Source organism: Janthinobacterium sp. EB271-G4-3-2 (assembly GCF_020858035.1).
GTDB lineage: Bacteria > Pseudomonadota > Gammaproteobacteria > Burkholderiales > Burkholderiaceae_D > Janthinobacterium > Janthinobacterium aestuarii.
On sequence record NZ_JACYMG010000009.1, the window covers coordinates 131,742 to 156,769 of the forward strand.

At 63.2% G+C, this 25,028-nt stretch carries 20 protein-coding genes; 13 read left to right on the forward strand and 7 right to left on the reverse strand.

Annotated features, from left to right (window positions below; all coding sequences use genetic code 11):
* Nucleotides 1-74: 74 nt before the first annotated feature.
* The 7 genes from IGS55_RS19160 to IGS55_RS19190 all read left to right on the forward strand — a co-directional run bounded on the left by IGS55_RS19160 (nucleotide 75) and on the right by IGS55_RS19190 (nucleotide 9,370).
* Nucleotides 75-1,982, forward strand: coding sequence for a sensor histidine kinase (locus IGS55_RS19160; RefSeq protein WP_230517658.1), 1,908 nt, complete (start codon nucleotides 75-77; stop codon nucleotides 1,980-1,982).
* Nucleotides 1,969-3,315, forward strand: coding sequence for a sigma-54-dependent transcriptional regulator (locus IGS55_RS19165; RefSeq protein ID WP_081368342.1), 1,347 nt, complete (start codon nucleotides 1,969-1,971; stop codon nucleotides 3,313-3,315). The genes IGS55_RS19160 and IGS55_RS19165 overlap by 14 nt, the downstream gene beginning before the upstream one ends.
* A gap of 182 nt (nucleotides 3,316-3,497) precedes the next feature.
* The gene (locus IGS55_RS19170) at nucleotides 3,498-4,022 is read left to right on the forward strand and encodes a hypothetical protein (protein ID WP_230517657.1); all 525 of its coding nucleotides are present in this window, start codon (nucleotides 3,498-3,500) and stop codon (nucleotides 4,020-4,022) included.
* A 127-nt stretch (nucleotides 4,023-4,149) separates the two neighbouring features.
* A complete protein-coding gene (locus tag IGS55_RS19175; protein ID WP_230517656.1) occupies nucleotides 4,150-4,479 on the forward strand; it encodes a hypothetical protein in 330 nt (109 codons plus the stop codon).
* Between the two features lie 69 nt (nucleotides 4,480-4,548).
* Nucleotides 4,549-5,229 (forward strand): hypothetical protein, encoded by a 681-nt coding sequence (locus tag IGS55_RS19180; protein ID WP_230517655.1) that lies wholly within the window; start codon nucleotides 4,549-4,551, stop codon nucleotides 5,227-5,229.
* Nucleotides 5,230-5,321: 92 nt separating this feature from the next.
* The gene (locus tag IGS55_RS19185; protein WP_230517654.1) at nucleotides 5,322-7,640 is read left to right on the forward strand and encodes a T6SS effector phospholipase Tle3 domain-containing protein; all 2,319 of its coding nucleotides are present in this window, start codon (nucleotides 5,322-5,324) and stop codon (nucleotides 7,638-7,640) included.
* 107 nt (nucleotides 7,641-7,747) lie between these two features.
* Nucleotides 7,748-9,370: a type VI lipase adapter Tla3 domain-containing protein gene (locus IGS55_RS19190; protein ID WP_230517653.1), complete on the forward strand. Its 1,623-nt coding sequence runs from the start codon at nucleotides 7,748-7,750 to the stop codon at nucleotides 9,368-9,370.
* On the opposite strand, the gene pbpC is transcribed toward IGS55_RS19190, so the two are convergent.
* Both pbpC and IGS55_RS19200 read right to left on the reverse strand, forming a co-directional pair.
* Nucleotides 9,371-11,467, reverse strand: a complete 2,097-nt coding sequence (gene pbpC, locus IGS55_RS19195; protein ID WP_230517733.1) for a penicillin-binding protein 1C — start codon at nucleotides 11,465-11,467, stop codon at nucleotides 9,371-9,373.
* A 17-nt stretch (nucleotides 11,468-11,484) separates the two neighbouring features.
* Complete coding sequence (locus tag IGS55_RS19200; RefSeq protein ID WP_230517652.1) at nucleotides 11,485-17,241, reverse strand: alpha-2-macroglobulin family protein; 5,757 nt, start codon at nucleotides 17,239-17,241, stop codon at nucleotides 11,485-11,487.
* Between the two features lie 20 nt (nucleotides 17,242-17,261).
* Between IGS55_RS19200 and IGS55_RS19205 the strand changes: the two genes are divergently transcribed.
* From IGS55_RS19205 to IGS55_RS19215, 3 genes are all read left to right on the forward strand, one after another.
* The gene (locus IGS55_RS19205) at nucleotides 17,262-17,522 is read left to right on the forward strand and encodes a hypothetical protein (RefSeq protein ID WP_230517651.1); all 261 of its coding nucleotides are present in this window, start codon (nucleotides 17,262-17,264) and stop codon (nucleotides 17,520-17,522) included.
* A gap of 191 nt (nucleotides 17,523-17,713) precedes the next feature.
* Nucleotides 17,714-18,742, forward strand: coding sequence for an OmpA family protein (locus IGS55_RS19210; RefSeq protein ID WP_230517650.1), 1,029 nt, complete (start codon nucleotides 17,714-17,716; stop codon nucleotides 18,740-18,742).
* Nucleotides 18,743-18,809: 67 nt separating this feature from the next.
* Complete coding sequence (locus tag IGS55_RS19215) at nucleotides 18,810-19,757, forward strand: YihY/virulence factor BrkB family protein (RefSeq protein ID WP_230517649.1); 948 nt, start codon at nucleotides 18,810-18,812, stop codon at nucleotides 19,755-19,757.
* 50 nt (nucleotides 19,758-19,807) lie between these two features.
* On the opposite strand, the gene IGS55_RS19220 is transcribed toward IGS55_RS19215, so the two are convergent.
* The 3 genes from IGS55_RS19220 to IGS55_RS19230 all read right to left on the reverse strand — a co-directional run bounded on the left by IGS55_RS19220 (nucleotide 19,808) and on the right by IGS55_RS19230 (nucleotide 22,028).
* Nucleotides 19,808-21,007 (reverse strand): AI-2E family transporter, encoded by a 1,200-nt coding sequence (locus tag IGS55_RS19220; RefSeq protein ID WP_442908183.1) that lies wholly within the window; start codon nucleotides 21,005-21,007, stop codon nucleotides 19,808-19,810.
* A gap of 72 nt (nucleotides 21,008-21,079) precedes the next feature.
* On the reverse strand, nucleotides 21,080-21,391 hold the full coding sequence (locus tag IGS55_RS19225; RefSeq protein WP_128140016.1) for a BON domain-containing protein: 312 nt from the start codon (nucleotides 21,389-21,391) through the stop codon (nucleotides 21,080-21,082).
* A gap of 82 nt (nucleotides 21,392-21,473) precedes the next feature.
* Entirely contained in the window at nucleotides 21,474-22,028 is a 555-nt protein-coding gene (locus tag IGS55_RS19230; protein ID WP_230517648.1) for a hypothetical protein, read from the reverse strand.
* A gap of 269 nt (nucleotides 22,029-22,297) precedes the next feature.
* Between IGS55_RS19230 and IGS55_RS19235 the strand changes: the two genes are divergently transcribed.
* Genes IGS55_RS19235 through IGS55_RS19245 form a run of 3 tightly spaced genes read left to right on the forward strand, consistent with a single transcriptional unit; the run spans nucleotide 22,298 to nucleotide 23,303 of the window.
* On the forward strand, nucleotides 22,298-22,744 hold the full coding sequence (locus IGS55_RS19235) for a glycine zipper 2TM domain-containing protein (protein WP_128140018.1): 447 nt from the start codon (nucleotides 22,298-22,300) through the stop codon (nucleotides 22,742-22,744).
* 59 nt (nucleotides 22,745-22,803) lie between these two features.
* Nucleotides 22,804-22,956: a DUF3309 family protein gene (locus tag IGS55_RS19240; RefSeq protein WP_010396415.1), complete on the forward strand. Its 153-nt coding sequence runs from the start codon at nucleotides 22,804-22,806 to the stop codon at nucleotides 22,954-22,956.
* A 44-nt stretch (nucleotides 22,957-23,000) separates the two neighbouring features.
* On the forward strand, nucleotides 23,001-23,303 hold the full coding sequence (locus IGS55_RS19245; RefSeq protein ID WP_230517647.1) for a hypothetical protein: 303 nt from the start codon (nucleotides 23,001-23,003) through the stop codon (nucleotides 23,301-23,303).
* A gap of 81 nt (nucleotides 23,304-23,384) precedes the next feature.
* On the opposite strand, the gene IGS55_RS19250 is transcribed toward IGS55_RS19245, so the two are convergent.
* Together IGS55_RS19250 and IGS55_RS19255 are read right to left on the reverse strand one after the other, a co-directional pair.
* On the reverse strand, nucleotides 23,385-24,539 hold the full coding sequence (locus IGS55_RS19250; protein ID WP_139090914.1) for a patatin-like phospholipase family protein: 1,155 nt from the start codon (nucleotides 24,537-24,539) through the stop codon (nucleotides 23,385-23,387).
* A 136-nt stretch (nucleotides 24,540-24,675) separates the two neighbouring features.
* Nucleotides 24,676-25,014, reverse strand: coding sequence for a hypothetical protein (locus IGS55_RS19255; protein ID WP_034758933.1), 339 nt, complete (start codon nucleotides 25,012-25,014; stop codon nucleotides 24,676-24,678).
* Between the last annotated feature and the right edge of the window lie 14 nt (nucleotides 25,015-25,028).

Here is a 25,028-nt window from a genome sequence, read left to right on the forward strand (position 1 = left end):
GTCCGACCCCAGTCTTCGACTTGCGGGTTTCAGCCTTACAATACCGTCGTAATTAACCCGACACACGGAGCACCATGGCATCCGGCAAATGGCCCCTGAGACAGCTACTCGCCCCCCTGCTGGCCGTGGGCTCGCTGGTCGTGCTGACGTGGGCCTCGTATGCCTGGGTGCAGCAGCGCCAGCTCGACGAATTGCACCGCACCCTCGATTCGCGCGCGGAACTGTATGCGGCGTCCATCGGCGGCGCCCTCAACAAGTACGAATTCCTGCCCCTGGCAGTGGCCCAGAGCGATGCGGTGGCGCAATTGCTGGAACAGCCCAGCGCCGACAAAGTCACGCAAATCAACGCCTACCTGGTCGACATGAACCGCCGCGCGGGCGCCTTTGCCGTCTACGTACTCGATGCCCAGGGTACGACCCTGGCGTCGAGCAACTGGCAGGACCGCAGCTCGTATGTGGGCGTCAACTACGGCTTCCGCCCCTACTTCAAGGATGCGTTCGCGGGCGGCATCGGCCGCTTCTACGGCATCGGCTTTTCCACCTTCGAGGCCGGCTATTTCATTTCGCAGCCCGTGCAGCGCGACGGACGCATCATCGGCATCGTCGCCGCCAAGGTCAACCTGGACTGGATCGAGCAATCGTGGCGCACGCCGGGCGCGGGCGAGCAGATCTGGGTCAAGGATGCGAACGGCGTGATCATCCTGGCCACCACGCCGGCCTTCAAGTTCAAGACCCTGGCCCCGCTGTCGGCGGACGCCAAGAAAGACATCAGCGAACAGCGCCAGTTCCTGCAAGAAAATCTGCCCATCCTGCCGCACCGCGTCAGCCGCCAGTTCGCCGATGGCGCCAGCGTGATGACCCTGGAACGTCCGCAGACGGGTGACACCCCCGCCCTGTCCGGCAACGCCGACAAGGTGGACTATCTGGCCGTGAACCGCGCGCTGGGCCCGCTGCAATGGCAGATCACCGTGCTGGCCGAGCTCGACCAGGTCGATGAGGCGGCGCGCAACGCGGCCATCGCCGCCGCGCTGGGCTGGGCCTTGCTGCTGCTGGCCCTGATGTACGCGCGCCAGCGCCGCCGCCGCATCGCCGACAAGCTCAATGCACAGCAAACGCTGGCGCTCGCGTATGAACAGCTGGAAATCAAGGTCGAGCAGCGCACGGCCGACCTCGTCCACGCGAACGGCCGCCTGCAGGCCGAGGTGACGGAACGCGAGCGGGCCGAGCAAACCTTGCGCTATGCCCAGGCGGAACTGGTGCAAAGCGGCAAACTGGCGGCCATCGGCCAGATGGCGGCCGGCGTCACGCACGAGCTGAACCAGCCGCTGGCCGCCCTGCAAACATTTTCCGACAATGCCAAGGTCTTTTTGGCACGCGGCCGGATCGACGATGCGCTCGACAACCTGTCGACCATTTCCGACCTCGTCAAGCGGCTCGGCTATGTGACGTCGCAACTGAAAGGCTTTGCGCGGCGCAGCGACGATGCGCGCAAACCCGTCAGCGTGCGCCAGGCGTTCGCGCAAACCATGCTGCAAATCCGCACGCGCAAGCATTCGCAGCGTTTGACCCTGCATGAAAGCTGGCTGGAGGACGACATCATCGTGCTGTGCAACGCCATCGGCCTGGAACAGGTGTTTACCAACCTGATCACGAATGCCATGGATGCCGTGCCGGAAAGCGAGCCCGTGCAAATCTGGTTCCAGGTGCGCCGCGAAGGCAGCCTGGCCGTGCTGCATATCACCGATAATGGCCCCGGCATCCCGCTGGCCTCGCTCGACAAGATCTTCGACCCCTTCTATACCACCAAGGAACACGGGCTGGGCTTGGGATTGTCGATCAGCGCAGGCATACTGCGCGCTGCCGGCAGCGCGCTGGCCGTACGCAACCGCAGCGCGCAGGAAGGGGGCGGCGCACAATTTACCATCACCCTGAGCTGCGACCCGGGGGTGAGAGACAAGGAAACATCTGATGCACGAGAATAATTTTGAAGGCATGCAAGTGCTGTTGGTGGAGGACGATGCCGTCGTGCGCAAGGGCGCCCGGCAATCGCTGGAACTGGCGGGCCTGCAAGTGACGGCCGTTGCCACGGCCGAGGAGGCGCTGCCCTATCTGGTGCCTGAATTTGCCGGCATCTTATTGAGCGATATCAAGCTGCCGGGCATCGACGGCTTGAAACTGCTCGATATCGCCGTGGCGCAGGATGCCAGCCTGCCCGTCATCCTCGTCACGGGCCACGGCGACGTGTCGATGGCCGTGGGCGCCATGCGTCGCGGCGCCTACGATTTCATCGAAAAACCGTTTTCCGCCGACTTGCTCGTGGAAGTGTGCCGCCGCGCGCTCGACAAGCGCCACCTGGTGCTGGAAAACATGAACTTGCGCCGCCAGCTCGAGCAGCGCGTCGGTATCGAAGCGCGCATCGTGGGCCGCAGCGCCGCCATGGCCAAGGTGCGCCAGCTGGTGCTGAACCTGGCGCCAAAATCGGCCGACATCATCATCCTCGGCGAAACGGGCACTGGAAAAGAACTGATCGCGCGCTGCCTGCACGACTTCAGCGAGCGGCGCGACCATCCTTTCGTGGCGATCAACTGCGGCGCCCTGCCCGAATCGATCTTCGAATCGGAACTGTTCGGCCACGAAGAAGGCGCGTTTACGGGCGCGCAGCGCCAGCGCATCGGCAAGATCGAGTACGCGAACGGCGGCACCCTGTTTCTCGATGAAATCGAAAGCATGCCGCTTGCCCTGCAAGTGAAACTGCTGCGCGTGCTGCAGGAGCGGCAGGTGGAGCGGCTCGGTTCAAACAAACTCATTTCCGTCAATTTCCGCGTCATCGCCGCCGCCAAGGAAGACTTGAATGTGCTGGCCGAACAGGGCAAGTTCCGGCCCGACCTGTATTACCGCCTGAACGTGGCCAGCCTGACCCTGCCCGCCCTGCGCAACCGGCGCGAGGATATCCCGCTGCTGTTCGAGTTCTTCGTGCTGCAGGCGGCGCTGCGCTACGGCCAGCCGGCTGCCCTCGTCAGCGGCGAACTGATCGCGTCCCTGATGGCGCAGCGCTGGGCCGGCAATGTGCGCGAGCTGCACAACGTGGCCGACCGCTTCGTGCTGGGTCTGCTTGACGACACCCTGAGCCCGGCCGGCTGCCGCGAGGCGTCGCTGGCCGAGCAAGTGGACACGTTCGAGATTTCCATCATCGAGGAAGCCTTGCGCCGCCACAACGGCAACGTCATCGACGCGGCCGCCAGCTTGAATATCCCGAAGAAAACCCTGTACGACAAGCTCAAGCGATTTGACATCTCGACCGAGCAGTTCCGCTAAGGCCTGCGCCACGGACAGCCATCGCCCCACATCGGGTGGCGGCGGATTCCTATTTACGGGCCAGCCCGCGCGTGGCAGGATGGGCATTCCACGTCATCCACACGAGGAGTCCCCATGAAACCATGCACATGCATGCAGCCGGGCAAGGCCGCATGCGACGGCACGGGCCGCCACGCGCAGCCATGACGGCGCTGCAAGCCACGCTGCTTCTGCACGGGCTGCTGGGCGGAGCTGACGTCCTGCTCAACCATGAGCTGCTCGTGCGCTTGCCGTCGCGTCCCGGCGCGGCGGCCGAGCAGCGCCTGCACAGCCTGCGCGAAGCCATCTTCGGCCTGCTGTTTCCCTCGCTGGGCCTGTTTGCCTGGCATGGCTGGCTGGCCTGGTGGCCAGCGCTGCTGCTGTTGGCGGAAATCGGCGTCTCGCTGCGCGACACGGTCGTGGAAAGCCGCACGCGCCGCCTGCCCGTGCCCGAGCAGATCCTGCACGTCTTGCTGTTCATTAACCTGGGCGTGATCGCCACCCTGCTGCTGCAGGCGCTGGCCGGCTGGCGCGCCCTGCCATCGGGCGTGCATGCGCTGCCTGCGGACGGCCCCGGCAGCTGGCTGGCGGCCATGGGCGCCATCGCGCTGGCCTGGAGCGTGCGCGATGCCCTGAGCGCCCGGCGCCTGCGCCTGCGCCTGCGCGCGAGCGGCGCAAGAGCGGCATGAAGATTGGCAATGCGCCCACACAAAGATGAGGCGTAATCCTACTTGCCCGCATGGGTCCGCGTGTGACAATGCAGTCTCGACAGCGGTATCCACCGCCATATCACTCTCTTGCACAGGAAGACGCACCATGAAAACCGCCGCTCTCTTGCTGGCCGCCACCCTGATGACCATCGGCGGCGCCTGGGTGCAAGCCCAGTCGACGACGAACGTCAACCAGACGGGCAACCACACCAACAACCGCAACGATCCGGGCCAGCAATCGGACGAATCCGACAAACTCGACAACAAGGGCAAGCTGGTCCACGACGGCAAGGCCAGCAAAACCCGCACGGACAAGCGCACACGGCGCGGAAAACCGACGGCCAACCATGGGGACAAACCGCTCAGCGGCGCGCCCACCGAGCCGCCAGCGTCCACGCCTGCGGTACCCAGCATCCCCATCGCCCCCACGAAATAGTATCTGCGCTGCGCCACGTTGCTTTCAAGCACGCTATCATCGCGCCTTTACAAGATAGCCAGGAAGACAATGAAAGCAGCATGGTGTGGAATGATGGCGGCGGGCGTATTGGCGGCCGCGAGCGTACAGGCGGCGCCCACGGTGGGCGAGTGCATGGAACTGACGACGGGCGTCAAGTTCAGCAAGAACAATGGCGACGCGCAAGTCAACGTCGAGGAGGTCTTCGAAGGCAGGAAGCTCAAGGGTATCCAGCTGATCCTCGACGGCGGCGTGCTGCTGGCCACGTCCTACCAGGACATCCGCGACGGCCAGGTATTCCTGACAGGCAACGTCCACTACAACGAAGATGGCACGGTGCGCAGCAAGAACGTCTACACGCCGCAGTCCGCCATCCCCGCCAACATGCGCCCTGGCCAGGAAGTGCGCGTGCAATTTTCGGACACGCAAACGAGCACCCACTACCCGCTGGCGGGCCTGTCCGACAAGATCACCACCTCCACGCGCACCGATCAACGCGATTTCTCGATCACCTTCCTGGGCTGGGAACGCCTGGAACTGGGCGGGCGCCGCTTCCCCGACGCCTGCAAGTTCGAACTGCACGACGTGGGCGGCAAAAGCAAGGGCAAGAGCGGCGAATACGTGTGGTACGCGCAGGGTTTCGGCGTAATCATGACGGACAAGCTTGACAAGAATGGCGACGTGCAGCCGGCGTACCGGATTGCGCTGACGAAGATCATCAGCGCGCCATAAGGCTGCATTCTTTCCCGCAAAACTTGCGTAAACGCAATTAATCCGCCATTCCGCTCCTCTACACTGTCCTGTCTGGTCAGCATGGAGCGGCGATGGCGTATCCCAAACTTCCCTACACCAGCGGCAAGAGCACCGCCCTGCTGCACTGCGACCGCATGCAGGACGCCATCGTGCGCATCCGCCCTGAACTGCCCGGCAACATCATCGTCATCCATGGCGTCAACGACGTGGGCACCAGTTTCGGCGCCGTGGAAAAAGGCTTGTGCCAAGGACTCGATGCACGCATGTATGGCGGCGGCCACGTGTTCACGCCAGCCGCCTACCGCCTGCCGCAGGCGTCCGACAAGAAGGAAGCTTTGGCCGACCCGGACGACGTGTTTTTCAAGCGCCAGCCTGATGACACGACGTACAGCCCCGTGATCCCGTTTTACTGGGGCTTTCGCGAACAAGGCAACGCCAGCAAAATGGTCAACGGCCAGAACACGGACCGCTACGGCAACCGCCTGGACAAGGATATGTCGAAGAACGGCGGCCCGTTCGGCAATGCCACCAATACCCTGCCCGACATGTGGAACAAGGGACTGTTCTCGCCCTACGACGTGGGCGGCGACCCCGTGCGCCCCCTGATGACGGCGCCGGGCCGCATGTACATGGTGCTGGCCGCCAAGCGCCTGGCCGCCCTCATCGCCATGATCCGCGACTACGACAGCGATGACGTGGTCTCCATCGTCGCGCACAGCCAGGGCTGTTTGATCTCGCTGCTGGCGCAGGCCTTCCTGCTCGACGAAGGCAAGCGGCCCGCCGACACCTTGATCCTCACGCATCCGCCCTACAGCCTGGTGGAGGACACCACGATGTTCTTCGGCGCGGCGGAAACCAGCCGCATCTTTGGCGGCGGCCGGGATGCGGCGATGGAAAGCCAATACGACGCCATCGACAACCGCCAGACCCTGCATGCGCGCCTGCAAACGCTGGTGCAGATCGTGCAGGGCGTGGTGGCAAAAAAGCACACCACGCCCGCCTTTGCGCAGATCAAGGATCACGCCGTCTGTCATGGCATGGCGGGCGCGGCATGGCGCGCGGAAGGGGACCGCGACAACCGGGGCAAGGTCTACCTGTACTTCTGCCCCGAAGACATGACGGTAGCGCTGGACAATATGCAGGGCATCGGCTGGCAAGGCGTACCCGACTACATCGACGGCCATCGCCTGTCCAAGACCAAGGGCCAGACGGACAAAAGCATCTGGGGCGACGGCCCCACCTGCTGGGAAAAGGAATCCCAGCGCCGGCAACCGCTGGCGGAGTTGGGCAAGGGATTTTACCAGCGTGTCTTTACCAACAAACAGCGCCTTGACGCGGCTGGCAAGAACAACGGGGCGGTACTGGTGGGCCAGCCGCCGCACGACTTCGCCCTGCGCCTGGAAGGCGAGGACGACCATGCCCACGTGGCCGGCGCCAACCGCGGCCACCGCGGCAACCATGACGAGGCGCAATGGCCACCCATCAAACCCGGCAAATGGAATATCTTTTCCACGGAAGCGGGCCGGCGCGAAGGCTTGCGCACGATCAATGGCGAAGCGCTGCGCGCGCCCAGGGCGGCCGTGCTGGACGGCGGCGAAGTCAAACCGGCGCAATTCCCCAAGGATTCCGACCAGGCCAGGCTGCCGCGCGACCAGCAGGGACCGTGCGAGGAAGTCGACCCCATCGATGCGGCCATCGCGGTGACCAGCAAGAAAGGTTTGCGGATGCGCAAGCAGGAAATCATCGCCGACCCGCGGCCGAAGCAGCATCGCATCCCCGAATTCGGTGCCGGCATGTTCGGCGCGGGCCAGCGCGAGCAGGTGGAAAAAGCCCTGAACCTGGGCAAGGAAGCGGGCGAGCAATGCAGGATAGACCGCGTTTCGCGCCATCCTGGCGCTGGCGACAAGCTGATTGTCGACCGCGAAGAGACCCCGAACGAGGCGCGCAAGCGCTGGCAGAACGAGGTCAGCCCCAAATCCTTCCACGGCGCCATCATCGGCAACGCGGAAAACCACCGCAACGTGACGGCGTATGACGTGGCCATTGGCGGGGGCAAGGCGAGCAGCGATCCGAAGTTTTATGCATATTTGTGCGCCGTTGCCGACTGGCGATTGCAAGGCGATATCCGTAATCCAGTGCGACCATCCATCCCCCGATGGAATGACTTCAAGAAAAAATTTGCAATCTACCTGGCGGCAGAACCGGCGCAGCGCCAGCTCATTATCAAAGGCAACGCCGACTACTACAGCTCGGGAGTGTTGCCAGCCTTCGTGCCTGCCTTGCAGGCGGGTCTACCATCCACTGTTGTGTGTGAAACAATCAACGGCAGGCGTACCGAATCGGTCGTCACGCCAGTCGTCCACAAGCCAAGCGACGATATCCCAAAATGAAAAGTGCATTTCCACGCTTACGCTATCCAATCGGTGCAGCCCTCATCGTGCTGACACTGCTCGGGTCTTTGTTGATCAGCCCGTCACCTTTCTTATTGGAGTCCACGATGAGCAGCAAAATATGGCACCACCTGCAGTGGCTGTTACTGGTACCTCCCATTGTAGCCGCCACATTGCTCGGCTCTCGCTGGCTGCATTCATCCAAGCCTGTGGCCGTCGCAACGCCGCAAGTACAGCAGGCGGCGCCAAGCGAGCAGGAGAAGCGGGAATATGTGCTGGAAGTGATCGGTCTTGGCGTCACCCTGGACAAATACCGGCAGGGCAAACTGTGGGAAGCGCTGCAGCAGGGGAATGCCTATGCCAGCATCCGCGAACAGGACAAGGAAAAATACACCTGGGATGCCATGCAGAGAGCTGGGATAGCAGGCGGCCGCGGCGGCGACACGCTGGAGAATGGGGCGAGGGACATTCCCATGTATTTTGGCGTCCCTGTGTTCAATGCAGAACCGCCGATCTTTAATTCGCGCATGCTGGACAGCCCCGACTCGCCAGCCATAGGCCTGGCCGGTGGCGCCGCGTCATCCGGTCTGCACTGGCATCTGTTCGCCAGTGGTCCGCGCCGCCTCAGTGAACATCCGGACCGCATCCTGGAAGATGTATTTGCATTTTTCGATGCCCATCCCGACGTGCCTTACATCGTGCTCAATTCCGAAGACAGCATGCCCACGCGCGATCTGTACAGCCCGGACAACTCGCCACCGCTCACAAGAGACGGCCGCTACATCCCCGAAATGCCCGACGCCTCCGCCCTGTTCGTGCTGGCCCGGCGCGAACGCATCGATGCCGTGCGCAAGTTCGCCTACGATGACGCGCCGCCCGAGGACAGCGTCGATGATTTGAATACCTACGGCGTGGCGCGGCGGCTGTATTTGGCTTACGACCAGCTGATGCGCGCCGTGCCCCATCCAGACAAAAAAGAAGATCCGAATGCATTTACGCAGCGCCAGCCCAGCATCGCCGAATGGCTCCCCGTCGCCGCACAATTCGCGCAGCGCCCCGACATCCGCGGCACGGGCAGCTTCAGCATGCTCGACAGGCTCCAGCACAAAACTTATCACCCGCCGAAAGAGTGGCAGCCCACGCCCTGGTTTCCCCTGCCGTTCAACAAGGAACAGCTGGCGCAGCTGGACCGCCTGCCCACCTTCGGCTTCATCCACCGGCCCACTTTTATCAAGTTGACGGATGAACACGGCAAGCCGCTCACGCGGCGCGACCAGCGCGAACAAGCCTTGCAGGCGGGCTGGCAGCAAGCCTTGCTCAGCTTGCCGGCAGCCGAGCGGCCCGCCGCGCCGGCGCGCCTGGTCGCGGCCACAGGCGGCAATCAGGGGCAGCTGGTGGCACTGCACAAGACCTTGCTGAAACATGCGGAAGATGGCGGCACGGAACTCGACAGCGGCAATACGGCGCAATGGATAGACACGGACCAGCGGCTGGGCAACACGGGCGCGGCCACCCTGTTCGTGCAGATGGCCATCGGCGTGATGGGCAGCTACCGCGATGGCGGCGTCAGCGCCGTGGTGAATTTGCGCAATCCTGACGAGGCAAGCATCGTGCTGGTCAGCCCGCCGTCGGACGAAAAACGCCGCACGCAGCAGCATCCGCACGGCGGCGACGTCTTGCGGCATTACGTCACGCCGGCCATCGACCCGGCGAATTATCCATCGAACTGATTATTTACTCTGGGCGGCCAGCTGCGCCAAGGCATTGCCCCGCACCTGGAACGCCACCCGCGCCACCGTCTTGCCGGCATCGTCGACGAGGGCCAGCGCATGCTTGCCCGGCACGGGGCGCCAGCTGATGCTCTCCGCTGCGCCGCCCAGGTCCTTGCCGTCGAGCACCCAGCGCAAGCCGTGGCTGCCTTGCGCCTGAAAAAACACGCGCTGCAGGGCGGGCGGGATGTCGGGATCGATGGCGAGGATGCTGTCCTCGGCCGGATACACGATGGCGGGCGGCTTGACGGTGTCGCCCAGCACGGCGATGACGGGGCTTTCCGTGCCCGCGATAAACCATTCGCGGCGCGGCGCTTCCAGCGCGGGCTGGTACGCCACCATCTGCTGCAATACGCCTGGCGGGGCTTTCGGGGCATGGCTGGGCACGTTCCTGTGCAGGTAGTCCATGACGTCGCGCCACACGGGCGCGGCGCCCGTCACGCCCGACACGTCCCACATGGGCTTGCCGTCGAAATTGCCCACCCAGACGCCCACCGTGTAGCGTTCCGAATAGCCCATGCACCAGTTGTCGCGCATGTCCTTGCTCGTGCCCGTCTTGACGGCGCTCCAGAAATTCGTCCCCAGCTCGTTGCGCAAGCCAAAGGTCATGCTGCGCGCGGCGCGGTCGGCCAGGATGTCGCCGGTGATGAAGGCGGCGCCCGCTTCCATCACGCGGCGTTTGTCCTTGCCAGCCTGCCCCGGCCGCAGGCTGGCCGTGCTGTACAGCCCGCCATTCGCCAGCGCGCGGTAGGCGTTGGCCAGTTCCAGCAAGGTGACTTCGGACGAGCCCAGCGCCAGCGAAGGGCCGTAGTATTCGGCCGGCTCCGTCAGGCTGGACAGCCCCACGTCCTTCAGGCGGTTGTAGAAGCCGTCCTGCCCCGTCAGCAGCACCGTGCGCACGGCGGGAATGTTCAGGGAGCTGGCCAGGCTGGTGCGGGCGCTGACGTATCCCTTGAAATTGCGGTCGTAGTTTTGCGGTGCGTACATGCCGGACGCCGTGGCGACGTCGAGCGGCGAGTCGTCCATGACGGACGCGGCCGTCATCAGCCGGCGCTCGATCGCCAGTTCATATAAAAACGGTTTTAATGTGGAACCGGCCTGGCGCAGGGCCGCCACGCCATCGACATGGCTGCCGCCCGCATTGCCGACATAGGCGAGGATCTCGCCGCTGCGGTTGTCGAGCACGATGATGGCGCCATCGTTGACATTGCGCTCGCGCAAGGAGGCCAGTTGCTGGCGCAGGTTTTCCTGCGCGAAGCGCTGCAAGGGGCCATCGAGGGTGCTGGCGACCTGCGCACCGGGCTGTTTCAGCAACTGTTGCGCCACTTGCGGCGCCGGCGCCAGCTCCGCGGCCAGCGCGTTGCGCTGCAAGGCCGTCTGCACGCGCTGGCCGATCAGCTGGCAGCTGCTATCCATGCGCCACTCTTTCGCCAGCGCGCAGGCACGCCGCGTGACGGTGGCCGGCGGCGCGTTCGGCGCCCGCACGAGGCCGGCCAGGATGATGGCGTCCGTCTGGTTCAGGCCGGACGGCGCCTTGCCGAACAGGCTGTACGAGGCGGACGCGATGCCCTGCAATTCGCCGCGGAACGACACGAGGTTCAAATAGGCTTCAAAAATCTGCGCCTTGCTCCAGCTATCCTCGATGGCTTGCGCGGCGCGCATCTGGTCCCACTTCTGGCGCAGGCTGCGTCCGCCCGAGGACGCCTGCAAGTCCGCGTCCAGCTGGCCCGCCAGCTGCATGGTGATGGTCGAGGCGCCCCGGGCTTTCTTGGAAAACAGGTTATCCCAGGCGGCCGTGGCCAGCGCGGACACATCCACGCCGCCATGCTGCATGAAACGCTGGTCTTCCGCCAGCAGCACGGCTTGCTGCACGGCCGGTGAAATATCGGCCAGCGGCACCCACGGCAGCCGCCGCACCTTCATGTCCACGCGTAACGATTGCAGCGACGCGCCGCTACGGTCGAGCAACTGCGCTTCCGAACTGCGGTAGGCGGCCTGCACCTGGGCCGGCGTCAGGACCGCCTCGGCGAAGACCGGGCCGGCCAGCAGGCAGCCCATCAGTAAAACCTTGCCTTTCACTGCCCCACCTTCACATTCGCGTTCGGCGACTCGCCAAACATCTCGGGCGAATACATGGCTTCGATGCGCGTGGCCGGCAGGCTGAAGTCGCCGGCATTGTTCAGGCGCACCGTGTATTCCACGCTCCAGTTACCCTTCGGCACAAACGCGTAATACGCGCGGAAAGCGTCGAACGCGCGTTCCTCGAACGTGGGCCAGACCCAGCCTGTGGATTTTTCGCCGGCCGTCATCAGCTGCGAATCGCGCCCCAGACCATTGCCCAGCACCGTGGCGCTGGCGGGAATCGGGTCGTCGACCACCACCCAGCTCATGTCCGCCTGCGCGGACAAGTCCAGGCGCACGCGGTAGACGTCGCCGCGCGACCATGCGCCCGCCGTCTTCTGTTCCACCGGCGTCATGGTTTTCCTGATCGTGTAACCGCTGGACACGGGCGCCTTGAGCGGGATGGCCGCCAGGCTTTGCACGGTGGCCCACGGTTTGCCCGTGCCGCTGTGCGCCAGGCCCAGGGTATCCGTGCCCTTCGGCCACGCCTGCAGCACGGGGCCCACTTTCGCCGCACCGTTCCACACGAGCGCTTGCGTATCGCCGCCCAGCTTGACTGCGCTGGCGCCCGTCACTTGTGTGGACTCGAATTTGGCCGAGAATTTAGCGATGGCCAGGGTGCCCCAGGCGTTGGCTACCGTCGTATCCCAGCGGCCCTTCTTCTGGCGGCCCATGCTGCCGCGCACGAGGCGGCCGATATCGTCCTTCCACGCCGGGTCGTCCAGCACGGCCAGCAGCAGGCGATTGGCGTTGACGTCGCCCGAGACCATCAGCCACCACCAGTTATCCTTGCGCTCGGTGGAAAAGCCCATGGTCGTGCCCTGGAAATTCAGGCGCGAACGCAAGATCTGCTGCGCCTCGGCCAGCAGCGCATCGCGGCGCGCCAGGCCTGATGTGCGTTGCAGCAACAGGCTCCAGTCGATCACGGCGGAAGTCGGCCACAGGTTCGGGCTGATGCTGATGCTCTCCAGCGCATCGGGCGGCACTTTATTCGAACGCGACAGCGCTTCCAGCGCAGCGAGCTTGCGCACGGCCAAGTCGGTCGTGGCCAGCGCGGAACGGCGCACGATGCGGCCCTGCACGAAGGCCGTCAAGGCTGCTTCCATGCGGTTCTTCGTCTGTTCCGGAATCGCATAGCCCGCTTCCCGGGTTGCCGACAATACATACGCCGTCAAGCTGTCGCTGCCCTGCTCCATGATGGGGAAGTATTTCAGCAAGCCGTCGCTGTCCAGGTAGGCGGGCAGGCTGGCGGCCAGCTTGTTCCACGCGTCCTGGTCTTGCAAGGCGATGGCCTTCGACGTGTTTTGCTCGAAGCAGGTGTACGGATACGCGGCCATGTACTCGCGCACGCCTGGCAGCTCGCCACCGAGCTTGCCAACAAAGCTGGTCTGGATGCCGCCCCGGCCCGGCAAGGCGCCGGCCGGCATTTGCACGGACATATTGACGGGTTTGTCGATCTGCATCAAGGTGGCCTGGTAGGTGCGCACGGGCGTGGCCTGCCCCACCTTTTGCGTGATTTTCAGTTTGTCGGAGGTGTTGCCAAGCCCGCTGCCCGCCTTGGCGCCGATCTCCCACACAATCTGTTGCGCGCCGAGCGGCACCTGGTAATCCCAGCCCGTTTCGCGCGCTTCTCCCGCCGCCAGGGTCAAACTCTGGCGCGGCAAGGCCTTGCCCGCCGCGTTGGCGTTGAGTTCCACGTTCAGGGGCGCTGCCGAGGTGTTGCGCACGGTAAAGCCGGCGCGCAACTGGTCGCCTTCGCGCACGAGGGTCGGCAAGCCGGACATCAAAATCAGGTCTTGCGAGCTGCGGATATCCGTGCTGCCCGTGCCGAACAATTCCTTGCCCGCGCTGGCGATGGCGACGATGCGGAACGCCGTCAGCGAATCGTTGAGCGGCACTTGCACCGTCGCTTCGCCCTTGGCGTCGAGCTTGACGGTGCCCTTCCAGAACAGCAGGGTGTCGAACAATTCGCGGCTCGCGCCCTTGCCGCCGCCACCGCCGGCCGGAAACGCCTTGCGGCCGAAATGGCGCTTGCCGATCACCTGCATCTGCGCCGTCGCCGTTTCCACCTGCAGGCTGCGCTGCGCCATCATGGTGTCAAGCAACTTCCAGCTATCGTTGGGCATCAGCTCCAGCAGCCCCGTGTCGACGGCAGCCAGCGCCACTTCGGCGCCCGCCGGCAGCGGCTTGCCGTCGGCGCGGCGCACGCGCACGGACACCTCCGCCTTGTCGCGCGTTTGATACACTTCCTTGTCGGACACGACCATGACGTTCAGTTCATGCGCCTGCCACCCCACGTTCAGCGGTGCGATGCCCATCTTGTAGGCCGGCTTGCCCAAGTCGACCAGGGCCGTCGGCTGCACGCCATCGACCCTGCCCCGCACGACAAACACGGACACATACACATTCGGCGCATAGTTCGGTTTGACCGGAATATTCACCACCGGTTCCCGGCCATTGAGCTGGCGCACATAGGTATCGAGAATGCCTTCGCGCTCAACCGTGATCAGGGCCGTGCCCGCGCGGAACGGCATGCGTACCTGCAAGCTCGCCTCCTGGCCCGGTTCATAGCGTTTCTTTTCCGGCAGCACGTCGATGCGGTCATTGTCGCTGGCGTTGAACCACCAGTCGCCGCTGCCGGCCACCCACGTTTCGCGGTTGGCGACGGCCGCGTTGCCGGCACTGTCCTGCGTGCTGGCGCGCAGAATCAGGTTGCCGCTGGCGGGCGCCTTCACGTCGCACATCAACAAGCCCTTGCCATCCGTCTTGCCCGAGCAAGCAGGGCCCAGCTTGATCACTTCGCTGCTGTTTTCATATGCATAGAAGCCGCCGATCAGCCGCCGGCGGTGCGAATAGCTGTTGCGCTGGAAGAAATCGACGGCGACCGGGGCATTCGCCACGGGCTTGCCATTGGTGCCGAGCACGGCCACCGTGAACTTGAAGGCATCCTTGCTCAAGGCCCAGGCATCGGGCTTGATGCCGATAACGACATTCGACGGCCACAGCGGTACGCGCGTGGCAACGGACGCCGTCTCGCCATTCGCATCCTGGAAGGCCATTTCCGCCACCAGGTCGCGCGGCGTGGTCAGCTGCGGCAACTGGTCGATGACGATGCGCGCGCCGCCCGCCTTGTCCAGGGTCAAGCTTTGCGTGCGGGCGGCCGTCGCGCCGGGGCCGGCACGCCCGCCATTGCCCTCGTCCTGCCACCCGCCCTCATCGTCGTCGTAGCCGGTGCCCTGTTTCACCAGACCTTCCTTCACGTCGCCATTGCTGAAGCTGTACTCGGGATAATCGGCAAACGTCACGCTCTTGTCTTGCAGCACCGTGCGCAGCTTGACGGGCGCGTTGGTGGCCGCGCCGCCGGCCAGATACGTGATTTGCGCATCGAGGGCCAGCTGCTTTGCCTGCACGGCGGGCGCCTTTGGTCCCTGCAGCACGGCTTTCATGGTCGGCACGCGGAACGCTTCCACGCGGAAACTGCCGGACGGGCGGCCCGCCATGGTCACGCTGTATTCGCCCTGCTTGGCGTCGGCGGGGATGACCCAGTCGCTTTCCGCCGTGCCGCTGGCGGACCAGCGCAGCGGCAATTGATAGTTCTGGTCGCTGCCCTGGTGCGTGATGACGACGGAGCTGGCGCTGCCGGGGCCGTTGTTCTTGTCGACCAGGCTCATGCCCTCGCCCGTGTGCTTGCGTATGAAATGCTTCATGTGCACGGTTTCGCCGGCGCGCAGCAAGGTGCGGTCAAAAACCGTGGCCAGCAGGGTGTTGTCGGCGCGCGTGTCATCCGTGGGCAAATTGAAACGCCACGCTTCGATGCCGCCCACCCAGTCCGACAGGGTGAACGTCATGTCGCCGCCGCTGCGCGCGCTGATAAAGTAGCGGCCATTGTTCTTGCAGCTGGAATTGGCCAGCTCGCCGGGAATGTGCGCCACGCCGTCCGCGCCCGTGGCGCCTTGCCACAGCAGCTTGCCGGCGCAGTCGCGCACGGCCACTTGCGCTTTCGCAACAGGCGCGCCCTTGTCGAGCGACGTCACCCACACGAGCGACGATTGCGCGCCATGCTTGAAGTGGGCCGCCAGATTCGTCACCAGCGCGGCCGTGCGGATATAGGCGGTCGTCGGTTTGCCCAACAACACTTTGCCGAGGATGGGGCTGGCCAGTTCGACCACGTAAAAGCCCGGTTTTTGCAGCGGAATGCCGATCACTTCAAAGGTTTTCTTGCCATCGGGGCGCGGCAGGCTGATGGGACGCGTGCCGGCGGCGCCCGCCAGCACGGATTTGCTCATGTTGCCCGCATATTGCGCGTAGGGCTGCCAGTATTCGCCCCCGTCGCCATTGCCGGCCAGGCGCTGCATCCACTCGATGATGAACTTGTCGTCATTGTCGGGCACGCGCAAGGTGGCGCCCGTGGCGGCAGCGGAGGCTTGCGCGACTTCCTTGCCCGACAGCACGGGTTCGATATTGCGCACCGTCACGGGCAGCAAGCCGTCGCCCTTCGCTTCGATGATGCCGAACGGGGCCGGGAACTTCAGTAGCGGCGGCTGTTCGCCCGTGCGCACCGTCATGGGGAAGCGCGCGCGATTGAGCAAGGCGCGGCCCGCGTCATCCGTCAGCTTCGGCGGCAGACTCAAGACAAAACTCGCTTGCACGGGGAAGGGGCCGTTGAAGGCGGCGCTGTACAGAAATTCCGCCTTTTCTTCCTCTTTTGAAATCGTCGGCACATACGTCTTGCCGCCGCCCCTCAGGGTCATGGCGCGCACCAGCGATGCTTTCACGGGCGCGGAGAACTGCACGCGCATGGGCAGGAAGGGGATGCATTGCTCCTTCGGGTTGCTGCGCTCGCAGCTGAACTTGGCCGTGAAATCGGGACGCGTCTTGAACTGCAGGGTTTGCGCCTTCTTCGTGGCGATACCGCTGGCGCTGGCGATGCCTTCGCCCCACACGAGCGACACCTTGGCATTGGCGGGGAAGCTGCGCTTGCATTGCAGCACGGTGACGGGCAACGGCGGCGCGCCCTTGCTGGCGACGGGCATGCCCGCTTTCCACACGACGCCCCGCTGTTTGAAGTACACGGTCAGGTAGCGGTCGAGGAAACTCTTGCGCAGGGTCAATACTTGCTCAAGTTCCTTGCCTTTGAACACGCGCACGGGAATCTTTTCATTGATGCCGTCGGCGCGGCAATACGCATTGGCGGCCACGCTGGCCTCGTTCGGCGTGGCGTCCAGGCCCAGCACGAATATCTGGTTTTCATCGATGTAGGGCTGGCCGTCATACGGTACGGCCTCGACGATGGCCGGACCGCCCGTGCTGAAACGGTAGGACGTCGTCCCCTGCAAAGCCTGGCCCGCCAGGTCCTTCAGCCCCGGCTTCAAGGTGAAGCTGCAGGCCACGCCGGCCGGCAAGTCGCGCTCGAAATCGAAGTTCCAGTTGCGCTCGTCGGCCCAGCGCCCCGCGCCCGCCACGACGGCAGGCTCGGCCTTGCCGCAATCGATGGCGAACGGCGCGGGCAAGCCCATGTCGCCGAACGGCACCATCGGCGTGGCGAACTGGGCCCGTACCTGGCGCACGGCCTTGACCGTGCCGCTCGGTGAAAACACGGATACGCCGCTATCGGCCCGGGCCGGCGCCGCCAGGCCCAGCGACAGCAGCAGGCACAAGGTGCCCAGTTTGCCAGGCAGCGGGGAAGAAAAAACACGGGGCAGGTCAGGCACGGGTGACTCCTTGATGAAAAGTGGCGGAGCTGGCTGCGGCGCGCAAAAGTTGCCTGGAGGAAGCCCGGAAAAGCAACAGAACGCGGCAGGAATACAACATCAATGTAATATTAGTTATCAAGCTCATCATTGTTGCTAATATACAGTGGCAAGCTGGTGACAAGTCGTACGATTGCCTGTCGCTGCGGCGCCAGGAAATGGCCGTGCTTGTAAAAGTTTCACCAATAAAATTAGTTTTTTTCAACATCAAAGTCTTTGTCGTGAATCTGCAACACCATTGATATACCGCAATGCTTTGTGCGCCAGCGCACCGACCACCTGAACCTGCAAACGTATTCTCTACTCCAACAGCAGTGCATTTATCGCAATAAAGCGCACCTGGAAGTGTTGTCTATCTTTAGCAATAGCACGTGTAGCAAGATGTGGTTTTGATGCCGTAGAGAAAATCTCTTATCAACGTTGGGAGTTACTTGTGAATAATCTAAAAAAAATCGCCGTTGCCGCCGCCGTCCTGTGCTCCGCCCTCGGCGCACAGGCCCAGGAAATCAACCCCTCCTGGTATATTCAACCTAGCATCAACGCCCTCAAGCCAGATTCCGACTTCGCCACGGATAAAACCGGTTATGGCGCAGGCTTGCGTTTCGGTAAGCCTGTTTCCCAGGACTGGGATATCCAGCTGGGCACCACGTATGCCCGCTCCAAGGATGGCGGTCAGCGCTACCAGCAAAATACGCTGGGCGTAGACGGCTTGTACATGTTCTCGCGCAAGGCCTTCCGTCCCTTCCTGCTGGTCGGTGCCGGGATGCAGCGCGACAAGGACACCAGCTTCGCCTTCGGTGAACGCACGAAGAGCTCGCCATACGCCAGCGTGGGCCTGGGTTTCCAGTCCAGCATCACGGAGCAACTGTCCCTCCAGGCTGACGTGCGCAATGTGCACGGTTTCCTGCGCGGCAATACCTTCGATCCAAGCAGCAAGTCCAACAACTACTATGTCACCGTGGGCCTGAACTACGCGTTCGACAAACCGGCTGCGCCGCCGCCACCGCCGCCACCGCCGCCAGTGCGCGAGGAAGTCGTCGTGGTCGTGCCGCCGCCACCACCGCCACCGCCGCCAGCCCGCTTTGAAAAAGTGACGATGTCGGCAACGGAACTGTTCGCGTTCGACAGCGCCAAGCTGGGCCCGACACAGACCAAGCTCGACGAAATCGCCCGCGTGCTGAACGCGGCGCCGGACGTCAACAACGTCGTCATCAGTGGTTATGCCGACCGCATCGGTTCGCCCAAGTACAACCTGAAACTGTCGCAGCAACGTGCTGATGCAGTCAAGGAATACCTGGTCGCCCATGGCGTCGCCGCCAACCGCCTGACGGCCGAAGGCAAGGGTTCCACCAATCCTGTCGTCACCTGCAACAACAAGAAACGTGCCGACCTGATCAAGTGCCTGGAACCAAACCGCCGCGTTGAAGTGGAACAGATCACCATCGAACGCCGCGTACAGTAAGCAATACCAGTGGTACGCCACTAGTTAAAAAAGGGGCTGCGGCCCCTTTTTTTCATTGAAAGCCGCTATGAATTTCTCTACCCGCTATCCCAAACTGGCCAGCCTGGCGCCATTTGGCAAGCAGATGCGCAGTGTCGTCGTCTGCTCCGTCACCGAATGGCTGGAACACCGCGCCTCGAGCAAGGGCGCCGCCCTCGCCTACTACACCCTGTTTTCCATCGCCCCCATCCTCGTGCTGGTGATCGCCATCGCCGGCTTTTTCTATGGCCCGGCCGCCGCGCGCGGCGAGCTGATGGGGCAACTGCAAGGTTTGCTGGGCACGCAGGGCGCGGAAGCCATTCAGCTCGTGCTGGCCGGCGCGAAAAACCATGAACAGGGCCGCATCGCCACCCTCATCGCCAGCGCCCTGCTGCTGTTTGGCGCCACCAGCGTGTTTGCCGAACTGAAAGCGAGTCTCGACGAAATCTGGCAAGTGCCGCCCTTGAAGGAAGCGGGAGCCTGGGACATGCTGCGCACGCGCCTGCTGTCGTTCGGCCTGGTACTGGTGCTGGCCTTCCTGCTGATGGTGTCGCTGGTGGTCAACGCCGCCATGGCCATCCTCGCCAACTTCTGGGAAGGCGTGTGGAAAGACACGGCCGTGCTGTTTACCATCCTGTCGAACCTGATCGGCTTTGCCGTGATCGCCAGCCTGTTTGCCGTCATCTATAAGATGCTGCCGCGCGTGCGCCTGTCCTGGCATGACGTGCTGATCGGCGCAGTGGGCACGGCTTTCATGTTTTCCCTGGGTAAGTATGCGATTGGCGTGTATATCGGCAATAGCGGCGTGGCCAGCAGCTATGGCGCGGCCGGTTCGCTGGTGGCCCTGTTGCTGTGGGTGTATTACTCGGCGCAGATCTTCTTCCTGGGCGCCGAGTTTACGCGCCAGTTCGCCCTGCAGCTGGGCAGCATGAAGGATATGCCGAAGACGGAAGACGGCGACGTGCAAGTGAAGATCCTCAAACGCCACCAGTCCTAAGCTGGCCTTGCAGATGCAGCAACGGCGCCCGCGGGCGCCGTTGCTGCAAGCTATTCGCCCAGCAGTTCGGCCACCACTTCCATGCCTTGCACGCGCTCGGCCACCACCTTCACCATGACAATGATGGGCACGCCCAGCAGCAAGCCCCAGACGCCCCACAGCCAGCCCCAGAACAGCAGGCTGATGAACACAGCCGTGGGATTCATGCGGGCGATGCGCCCCGTCATCCAGGTGGTGACAAAGGTGCCCACCAGGGTGGCGATGGCCATAGACGTGCCCGTCACCAGCAAGACCATTTCCAGCGATTCGAACTGCAAGAAGGCAACCAGCCCAGTGGCGATGGTGATGAGCAAGGGGCCGAAATACGGCATGATGTGCAACAAGCCGGCCACGATGGCCCAGGCGCCCGCGTTCTCCAGGCCGATCATGCGCAGGGCGATCCACATCAGGACGGCCAGCAGGACATTCGTGACGAGCAGCATGAACATATAGTTCTGGATCGAGGTATTGATGTCTTCCAGGATATGCACGGTGACCTTCTTGCGGCTCAAAGACGGTCCCGTCAGCTTGACGAGCTTGCGCTTGAAGGTATCGCCCGACAGCAGCAGGAAAAACACGAGGAAGATGACCATGGTGGCCTGGCTGACAAAGCCCACCAGACCCAGCGAGCCGGCCCAGACCCAGTCCATGATCTTGAAATTGGGACCTTCGGACGCTGCCGCGGCGCGGCGGTTGTTGCGGCGCGCTTCGGCGCCGGCGGCCACTTGCTCGATTTCATTGGCCACGGCCTGCATTTTCTGGAAGGTGCTGTTCTTGCCGCCCGTATTGGCGGCGATCAGCCGCGACAGCTTGTGCGTGGCGGCCGGCAACTCTTCAACGATGGATTCGAATTCGCCCTGCACGCGGTCGATCACGACGACGGAGCCGAACAGTATCAGGGCCGTGACGACCGTGGTGCCGATGGCGCGCGGCAAACGCAGCTTTTCCAGCCAGGCAACGACGGGATTGAGGGTGTAGGCAATGAAAATGCCGAAGATGACGGGAATGAGGAATTTCTGTGCCCACTGCAGCGCATAAATGAAGCTGACGGTGGCGATGATGCCCAGCGCCATGCCACGCGCATTGACATGCAGCGGCAAACGCAAGGATGCGTCCAGGTGCTCCACGGGCGCGCCGGGAGGTGGCCCGGCAGGCTCGGTGGAGGCAGCCGCCACCGGCTCGGGCGGGGTATCTGAAGGCTGAATATGCATGCGATTCCCGCGACGGTCGGTGGTGGGCCGCAGCACCAGCCGTGGGGCTGGCCGCTGCGGCAGGTCAGGCCATTACTTGACGCGGATGTCGTTTTTCACCGACTTCACGCCCTTGACGCCACGGGCAACTTCACCCGCTTTGGCGGCATCGCCAGGCTGGGCAACGAAGCCGCTCAGCTGAACCACGCCCTTGAAAGTTTCAACGTTGATTTCCGTCGATTTCAGGGTAGGCTCGTTGAAGATGCTGGCTTTCACTTTGGTGGTGATGGCCGCGTCGTCGATGTACTCGCCCGTGCCTTCCTTGGTTGGGGTCGAAGCGCAGCCTGCAACAGCGAACAGGGAAGCGACGAAAAGGCCAGTAGCGATAGATTTAGTGAATTTCATGGTTTTTTCCTTAGGAGTGGTCAATCAACGTGCTCACAATGAGCTTCTTATACCAGTGTGGTGACTGCGCGCCGGATGGAGCTCAGTAGCCAAACTGGGTTTTTGCAGCCTTGATACAGTCATCCTTGGCTGCGCCGGCTAATGCATCGCATTTTTCTGTCGCGACCTTGTACTCGGCTTTTCTTTTTGCTTCACGCGCATCGCTGCGCGCTTCGATGACTTTCTTGTCCGCCTTGGCATCGGCCAGGGCCGCCACCTTGGTGGACTTCGCCAGCTTGACGCAGACATCCTTGTCGTTGCCCGTCACCGCATTGCAGCGCGCCAGGTCGACGTCGTAATTGGCATCGGCAATCTTGATGCGCGCCTTGGTGTAGGCGCGCAGGGTATTTGTGTATTGCGCCTGGGCCACGGCTTCATCGTAGGTACGCACGGCCTTTGCTTCGGCGATGCAGACATCCTTCGGATTGCCCGTGATTTTTTCGCACTCGGCATGCGCGAGCTTGTAGTTCAGGGCCGCCTGTTCATTGGCCGCCTTGTAGGCTGCTTTTGCTTCCGGCGTGGCGGCCATTGCCTGGCCGCCCCAGGCGGCGCATGCCAGGCTGACGACGATGGCGGTGAAAAGCTTATTCTTGTTCATATTGTATTTCTCCCTGGTGGTGCCAAACATGTCTGCTTGGCATGACTACCGTTTTACGTGGATAGTCGCCACTCTTCTGTACGCTGCCGTACACAAGTAATTTATTTTGAAAGCAAAAGGGAGACAGGGAGAAATAACAACGTTTTGGTGAATCGCCACGGTAAAAAATACCATTTTTGGCAGCAAATATGTACGTGCGGCAGCGTACAGACCCGGGACGGGGGCATGACTAAGATGGCACTACACCCTCACCTCGTCAGGAGAATAAAATGAAAACCAACGCCACCTTGGCCGCACTGATGCTTGCCGCCACAGCCGTACTCAGCGGTTGCGCCACCGGCCCTTCCCAATCACAACAGTATTACCCGGCCAACCAGCCTGAATCCGCCATGTACGGCACCGTCGATTCCATCCAGATCGTGCAGGGTGGCGGCCAAACCAGCGGCGCCGGCGCCGTGGTCGGCGGCATCGCCGGCGCCCTGCTGGGCAATACCATCGGTTCGGGCAGCGGACGCACGGCCGCCACCGTGGCGGGCGCCGTCGCCGGCGGCGTCGTGGGCAACCAGGTCGAAGGCCGCAAGCAGCAGGCCCAGGCTTACCAGATCAGCGTGCGTCTCGACAACGGCGAATACCGTACCGTGGTGCAGGACAACGCCAATGATTTGCGCCCGGGCAACCGCGTGCGCATCGTTGACGGCCGCGTCTACCGCTATTAATCCACTGGCCAGGCTTGCCAGCAAGCCTGCGCCGGACCATGCACCAACAAGGAGATACCATGGGCACCATCATTCTGATCATCTTGATCCTGGCCCTGGTCGGCGTCCTGCCCACCTGGCCGCATAGCCGCAACTGGGGTTACGGCCCCAGCGGCATCGCCGGCCTGGTCGTAGTGATACTGATCCTGCTATTACTGACAGGCAGGTTGTAAAAAAAGGCGCTACGGCGCCTTTTTTATTTCAAGGAGGAAATATCATGACTATCCACAACACACTCTTGGCGACCCTGTTCGCCTGCGGCCTGGCGCCGCTGGCACTGGCCCAGACAGCCACGCCGCAGCCGGGCGACCCGCAACGCTGGTACCAGGAAGACAGCACGGCGCAAGCCCAGCTGCGCACCCTGCGCAAGGAAATCGCCGCCGCCCTGGCCGAGGCCAAAAAAGCCTGCCGTTTGGAACCGTCCGCCGCGCGCGCCACCTGCCTGAAGGATGCACAAGACACGTACCGGCAAGACATGGCGAACGCGGAAAAACTGCGCGAGGCGGCACATCCGCAGTGACACAGAAATGCGCCGCACTCTTGCTCTGTACTCTTGCAACGCCTGGCAAAACCGACGCGCAGCAGGTTTTGACAGGCGGCACTAGGCAGCGTCGCGTTCGTAGGGTGGCAGTTCGTGCACCACGAGCGGCGTATCTTCCGTGACAAAAGCCAGCCAGCCGGCCGCCTTGATCGCGCGCAAGCCATCCTGGTAGCCCTGCTCCCAGCGCCATTCGATCGAGCCCTTGGAGAAATTGATATCCTTGGCCGCCATGTGCCAGTCGCGCCCCGCATACGGCAGGCGCACGATGTGCATGGTGCTGTCGCAACCGAGCGCCACCAGTTCTTCCGTCTGCTGGCGGTTGTGCTTGGTGTCGGGCAGGCCGGCATACAGTTCGCGCAATTTGCGCTGCAAGGTGTGCGTATTGACATAATCGGCGATATGCCGCTTCGAGCGCGACGCGAAGGTGACGTCCTTTTGCCGCGTCTGCACTTCATCGAGGGTGGTCGGTTCCGGCCCTTCCGAGCTCCACAGGTCCACCATGAAGACCAGCGTATCGACGTGGGGCGTGTCGTCGAGCACGGTTTCGAGCGGCGTATTCGAGTACAGGCCGCCATCCCAATATAAATCGCCATCGACGCGCACGCCGGCAAAACCGGGCGGCAAGGCGCCGCTGGCGCGGATATGATCGGCCGTCAGGGCTTGCTGCTGGCTGTCGAAACTGGTGAGGCTGCCGCATTTGACGCGCAGGGCATTGACGGTCAGGCGCATGCCGCCAGGCTCGTTCAGATAATCGAAATCGACCAGTTCCTCGAGGGTGCTGGCCAGCTCGCTGGTGTCATAAAAACTGGCCTCTTCCGGTTTGACGGCGATTCCGGCAGGAAACAAGCTGAAGGTGCGCGGCTTGAAAAAGCCGGGCACGCCGCGCAACACCGTATCGAGCGTGGCCAGCCAGATGTTCGAGCGGCGCTGCTGGTCCGATACGAGGTTCATGTCGATGCTGTCGCGGTGCGCCACGCGCTGCCAGAACTGTTTCAGGCGTACGAGCCGGTCTTCATGCTTGTTGCCGGCCAGAATGGCGGCATTGATGGCGCCGATCGAAGTGCCCACCACCCAGTCGGGCGCCAGGCCATGTTCGTGCAGCGCGTGATAGACGCCGGCCTGGTAGGCGCCCAGTGCGCCGCCGCCCTGCAGCACCAGCACGATGCGCAGGCGCGAGGGATTTAACTGATTGATCGGTGTCTTCGAATGCGTCATCAAGATGGCCCCTCTGTCCGCCGCGCGAAATACGGCGTGAATCATTGTAAGGGATTGCGTCAGTGCGCGCCGAACCTTGGGTACAGGCAAAAAAAACGCCGTCGATGACGGCGTTCCTGTGCAACACGGCTGGCGTTCAGCGCTTGCGGCGCAGCCAGCTGGCGGCAACGGCGGCCACAGCCACGAGGACCAGGGCCGGCTTGACCAGCTTCTTGCGTCCGATAAACGATAGCGCCGTCAGCACGTAGGGCATGGCGCCTTGCAAGCGCATGCCGCCCGGCGCCAGCAGGGACTCGACGCGGTGGCCGGCAAAGCCGACCGCCGTCTCGACCACGCCCTGCAGCATCGACTCGGGACGCAATGCATAGCCCACGTTGGCGCGCGCATGCACGATGCCCACGCGGTACATTTCGCCCTGGGCGATCAGCAGGCGCTTGCGGGCGGCTTGCGCCGCCAGTTTGTCGGTTTCCGACATGAATTCTCCTCGTG

Excerpts from the sequence above, each read along its gene's own strand:
- IGS55_RS19160 (WP_230517658.1), top strand. The coding sequence starts at position 75 with ATGGCATCCGGCAAATGGCCCCTGAGACAGCTACTCGCCCCCCTGCTG.
- IGS55_RS19165 (WP_081368342.1), top strand. The coding sequence starts at position 1,969 with ATGCACGAGAATAATTTTGAAGGCATGCAAGTGCTGTTGGTGGAGGAC.
- IGS55_RS19170 (WP_230517657.1), top strand. The coding sequence starts at position 3,498 with ATGACGGCGCTGCAAGCCACGCTGCTTCTGCACGGGCTGCTGGGCGGA.
- IGS55_RS19175 (WP_230517656.1), top strand. The coding sequence starts at position 4,150 with ATGAAAACCGCCGCTCTCTTGCTGGCCGCCACCCTGATGACCATCGGC.
- IGS55_RS19180 (WP_230517655.1), top strand. The coding sequence starts at position 4,549 with ATGAAAGCAGCATGGTGTGGAATGATGGCGGCGGGCGTATTGGCGGCC.
- IGS55_RS19185 (WP_230517654.1), top strand. The coding sequence starts at position 5,322 with ATGGCGTATCCCAAACTTCCCTACACCAGCGGCAAGAGCACCGCCCTG.
- IGS55_RS19190 (WP_230517653.1), top strand. The coding sequence starts at position 7,748 with ATGAGCAGCAAAATATGGCACCACCTGCAGTGGCTGTTACTGGTACCT.
- pbpC (WP_230517733.1), bottom strand. The coding sequence starts at position 11,467 with ATGGGCTGCCTGCTGGCCGGCCCGGTCTTCGCCGAGGCGGTCCTGACG.
- IGS55_RS19215 (WP_230517649.1), top strand. The coding sequence starts at position 18,810 with ATGAATTTCTCTACCCGCTATCCCAAACTGGCCAGCCTGGCGCCATTT.
- IGS55_RS19220 (WP_442908183.1), bottom strand. The coding sequence starts at position 21,007 with ATGCATATTCAGCCTTCAGATACCCCGCCCGAGCCGGTGGCGGCTGCC.
- IGS55_RS19225 (WP_128140016.1), bottom strand. The coding sequence starts at position 21,391 with ATGAAATTCACTAAATCTATCGCTACTGGCCTTTTCGTCGCTTCCCTG.
- IGS55_RS19230 (WP_230517648.1), bottom strand. The coding sequence starts at position 22,028 with ATGAACAAGAATAAGCTTTTCACCGCCATCGTCGTCAGCCTGGCATGC.
- IGS55_RS19235 (WP_128140018.1), top strand. The coding sequence starts at position 22,298 with ATGAAAACCAACGCCACCTTGGCCGCACTGATGCTTGCCGCCACAGCC.
- IGS55_RS19240 (WP_010396415.1), top strand. The coding sequence starts at position 22,804 with ATGGGCACCATCATTCTGATCATCTTGATCCTGGCCCTGGTCGGCGTC.
- IGS55_RS19245 (WP_230517647.1), top strand. The coding sequence starts at position 23,001 with ATGACTATCCACAACACACTCTTGGCGACCCTGTTCGCCTGCGGCCTG.
- IGS55_RS19250 (WP_139090914.1), bottom strand. The coding sequence starts at position 24,539 with ATGACGCATTCGAAGACACCGATCAATCAGTTAAATCCCTCGCGCCTG.
- IGS55_RS19255 (WP_034758933.1), bottom strand. The coding sequence starts at position 25,014 with ATGTCGGAAACCGACAAACTGGCGGCGCAAGCCGCCCGCAAGCGCCTG.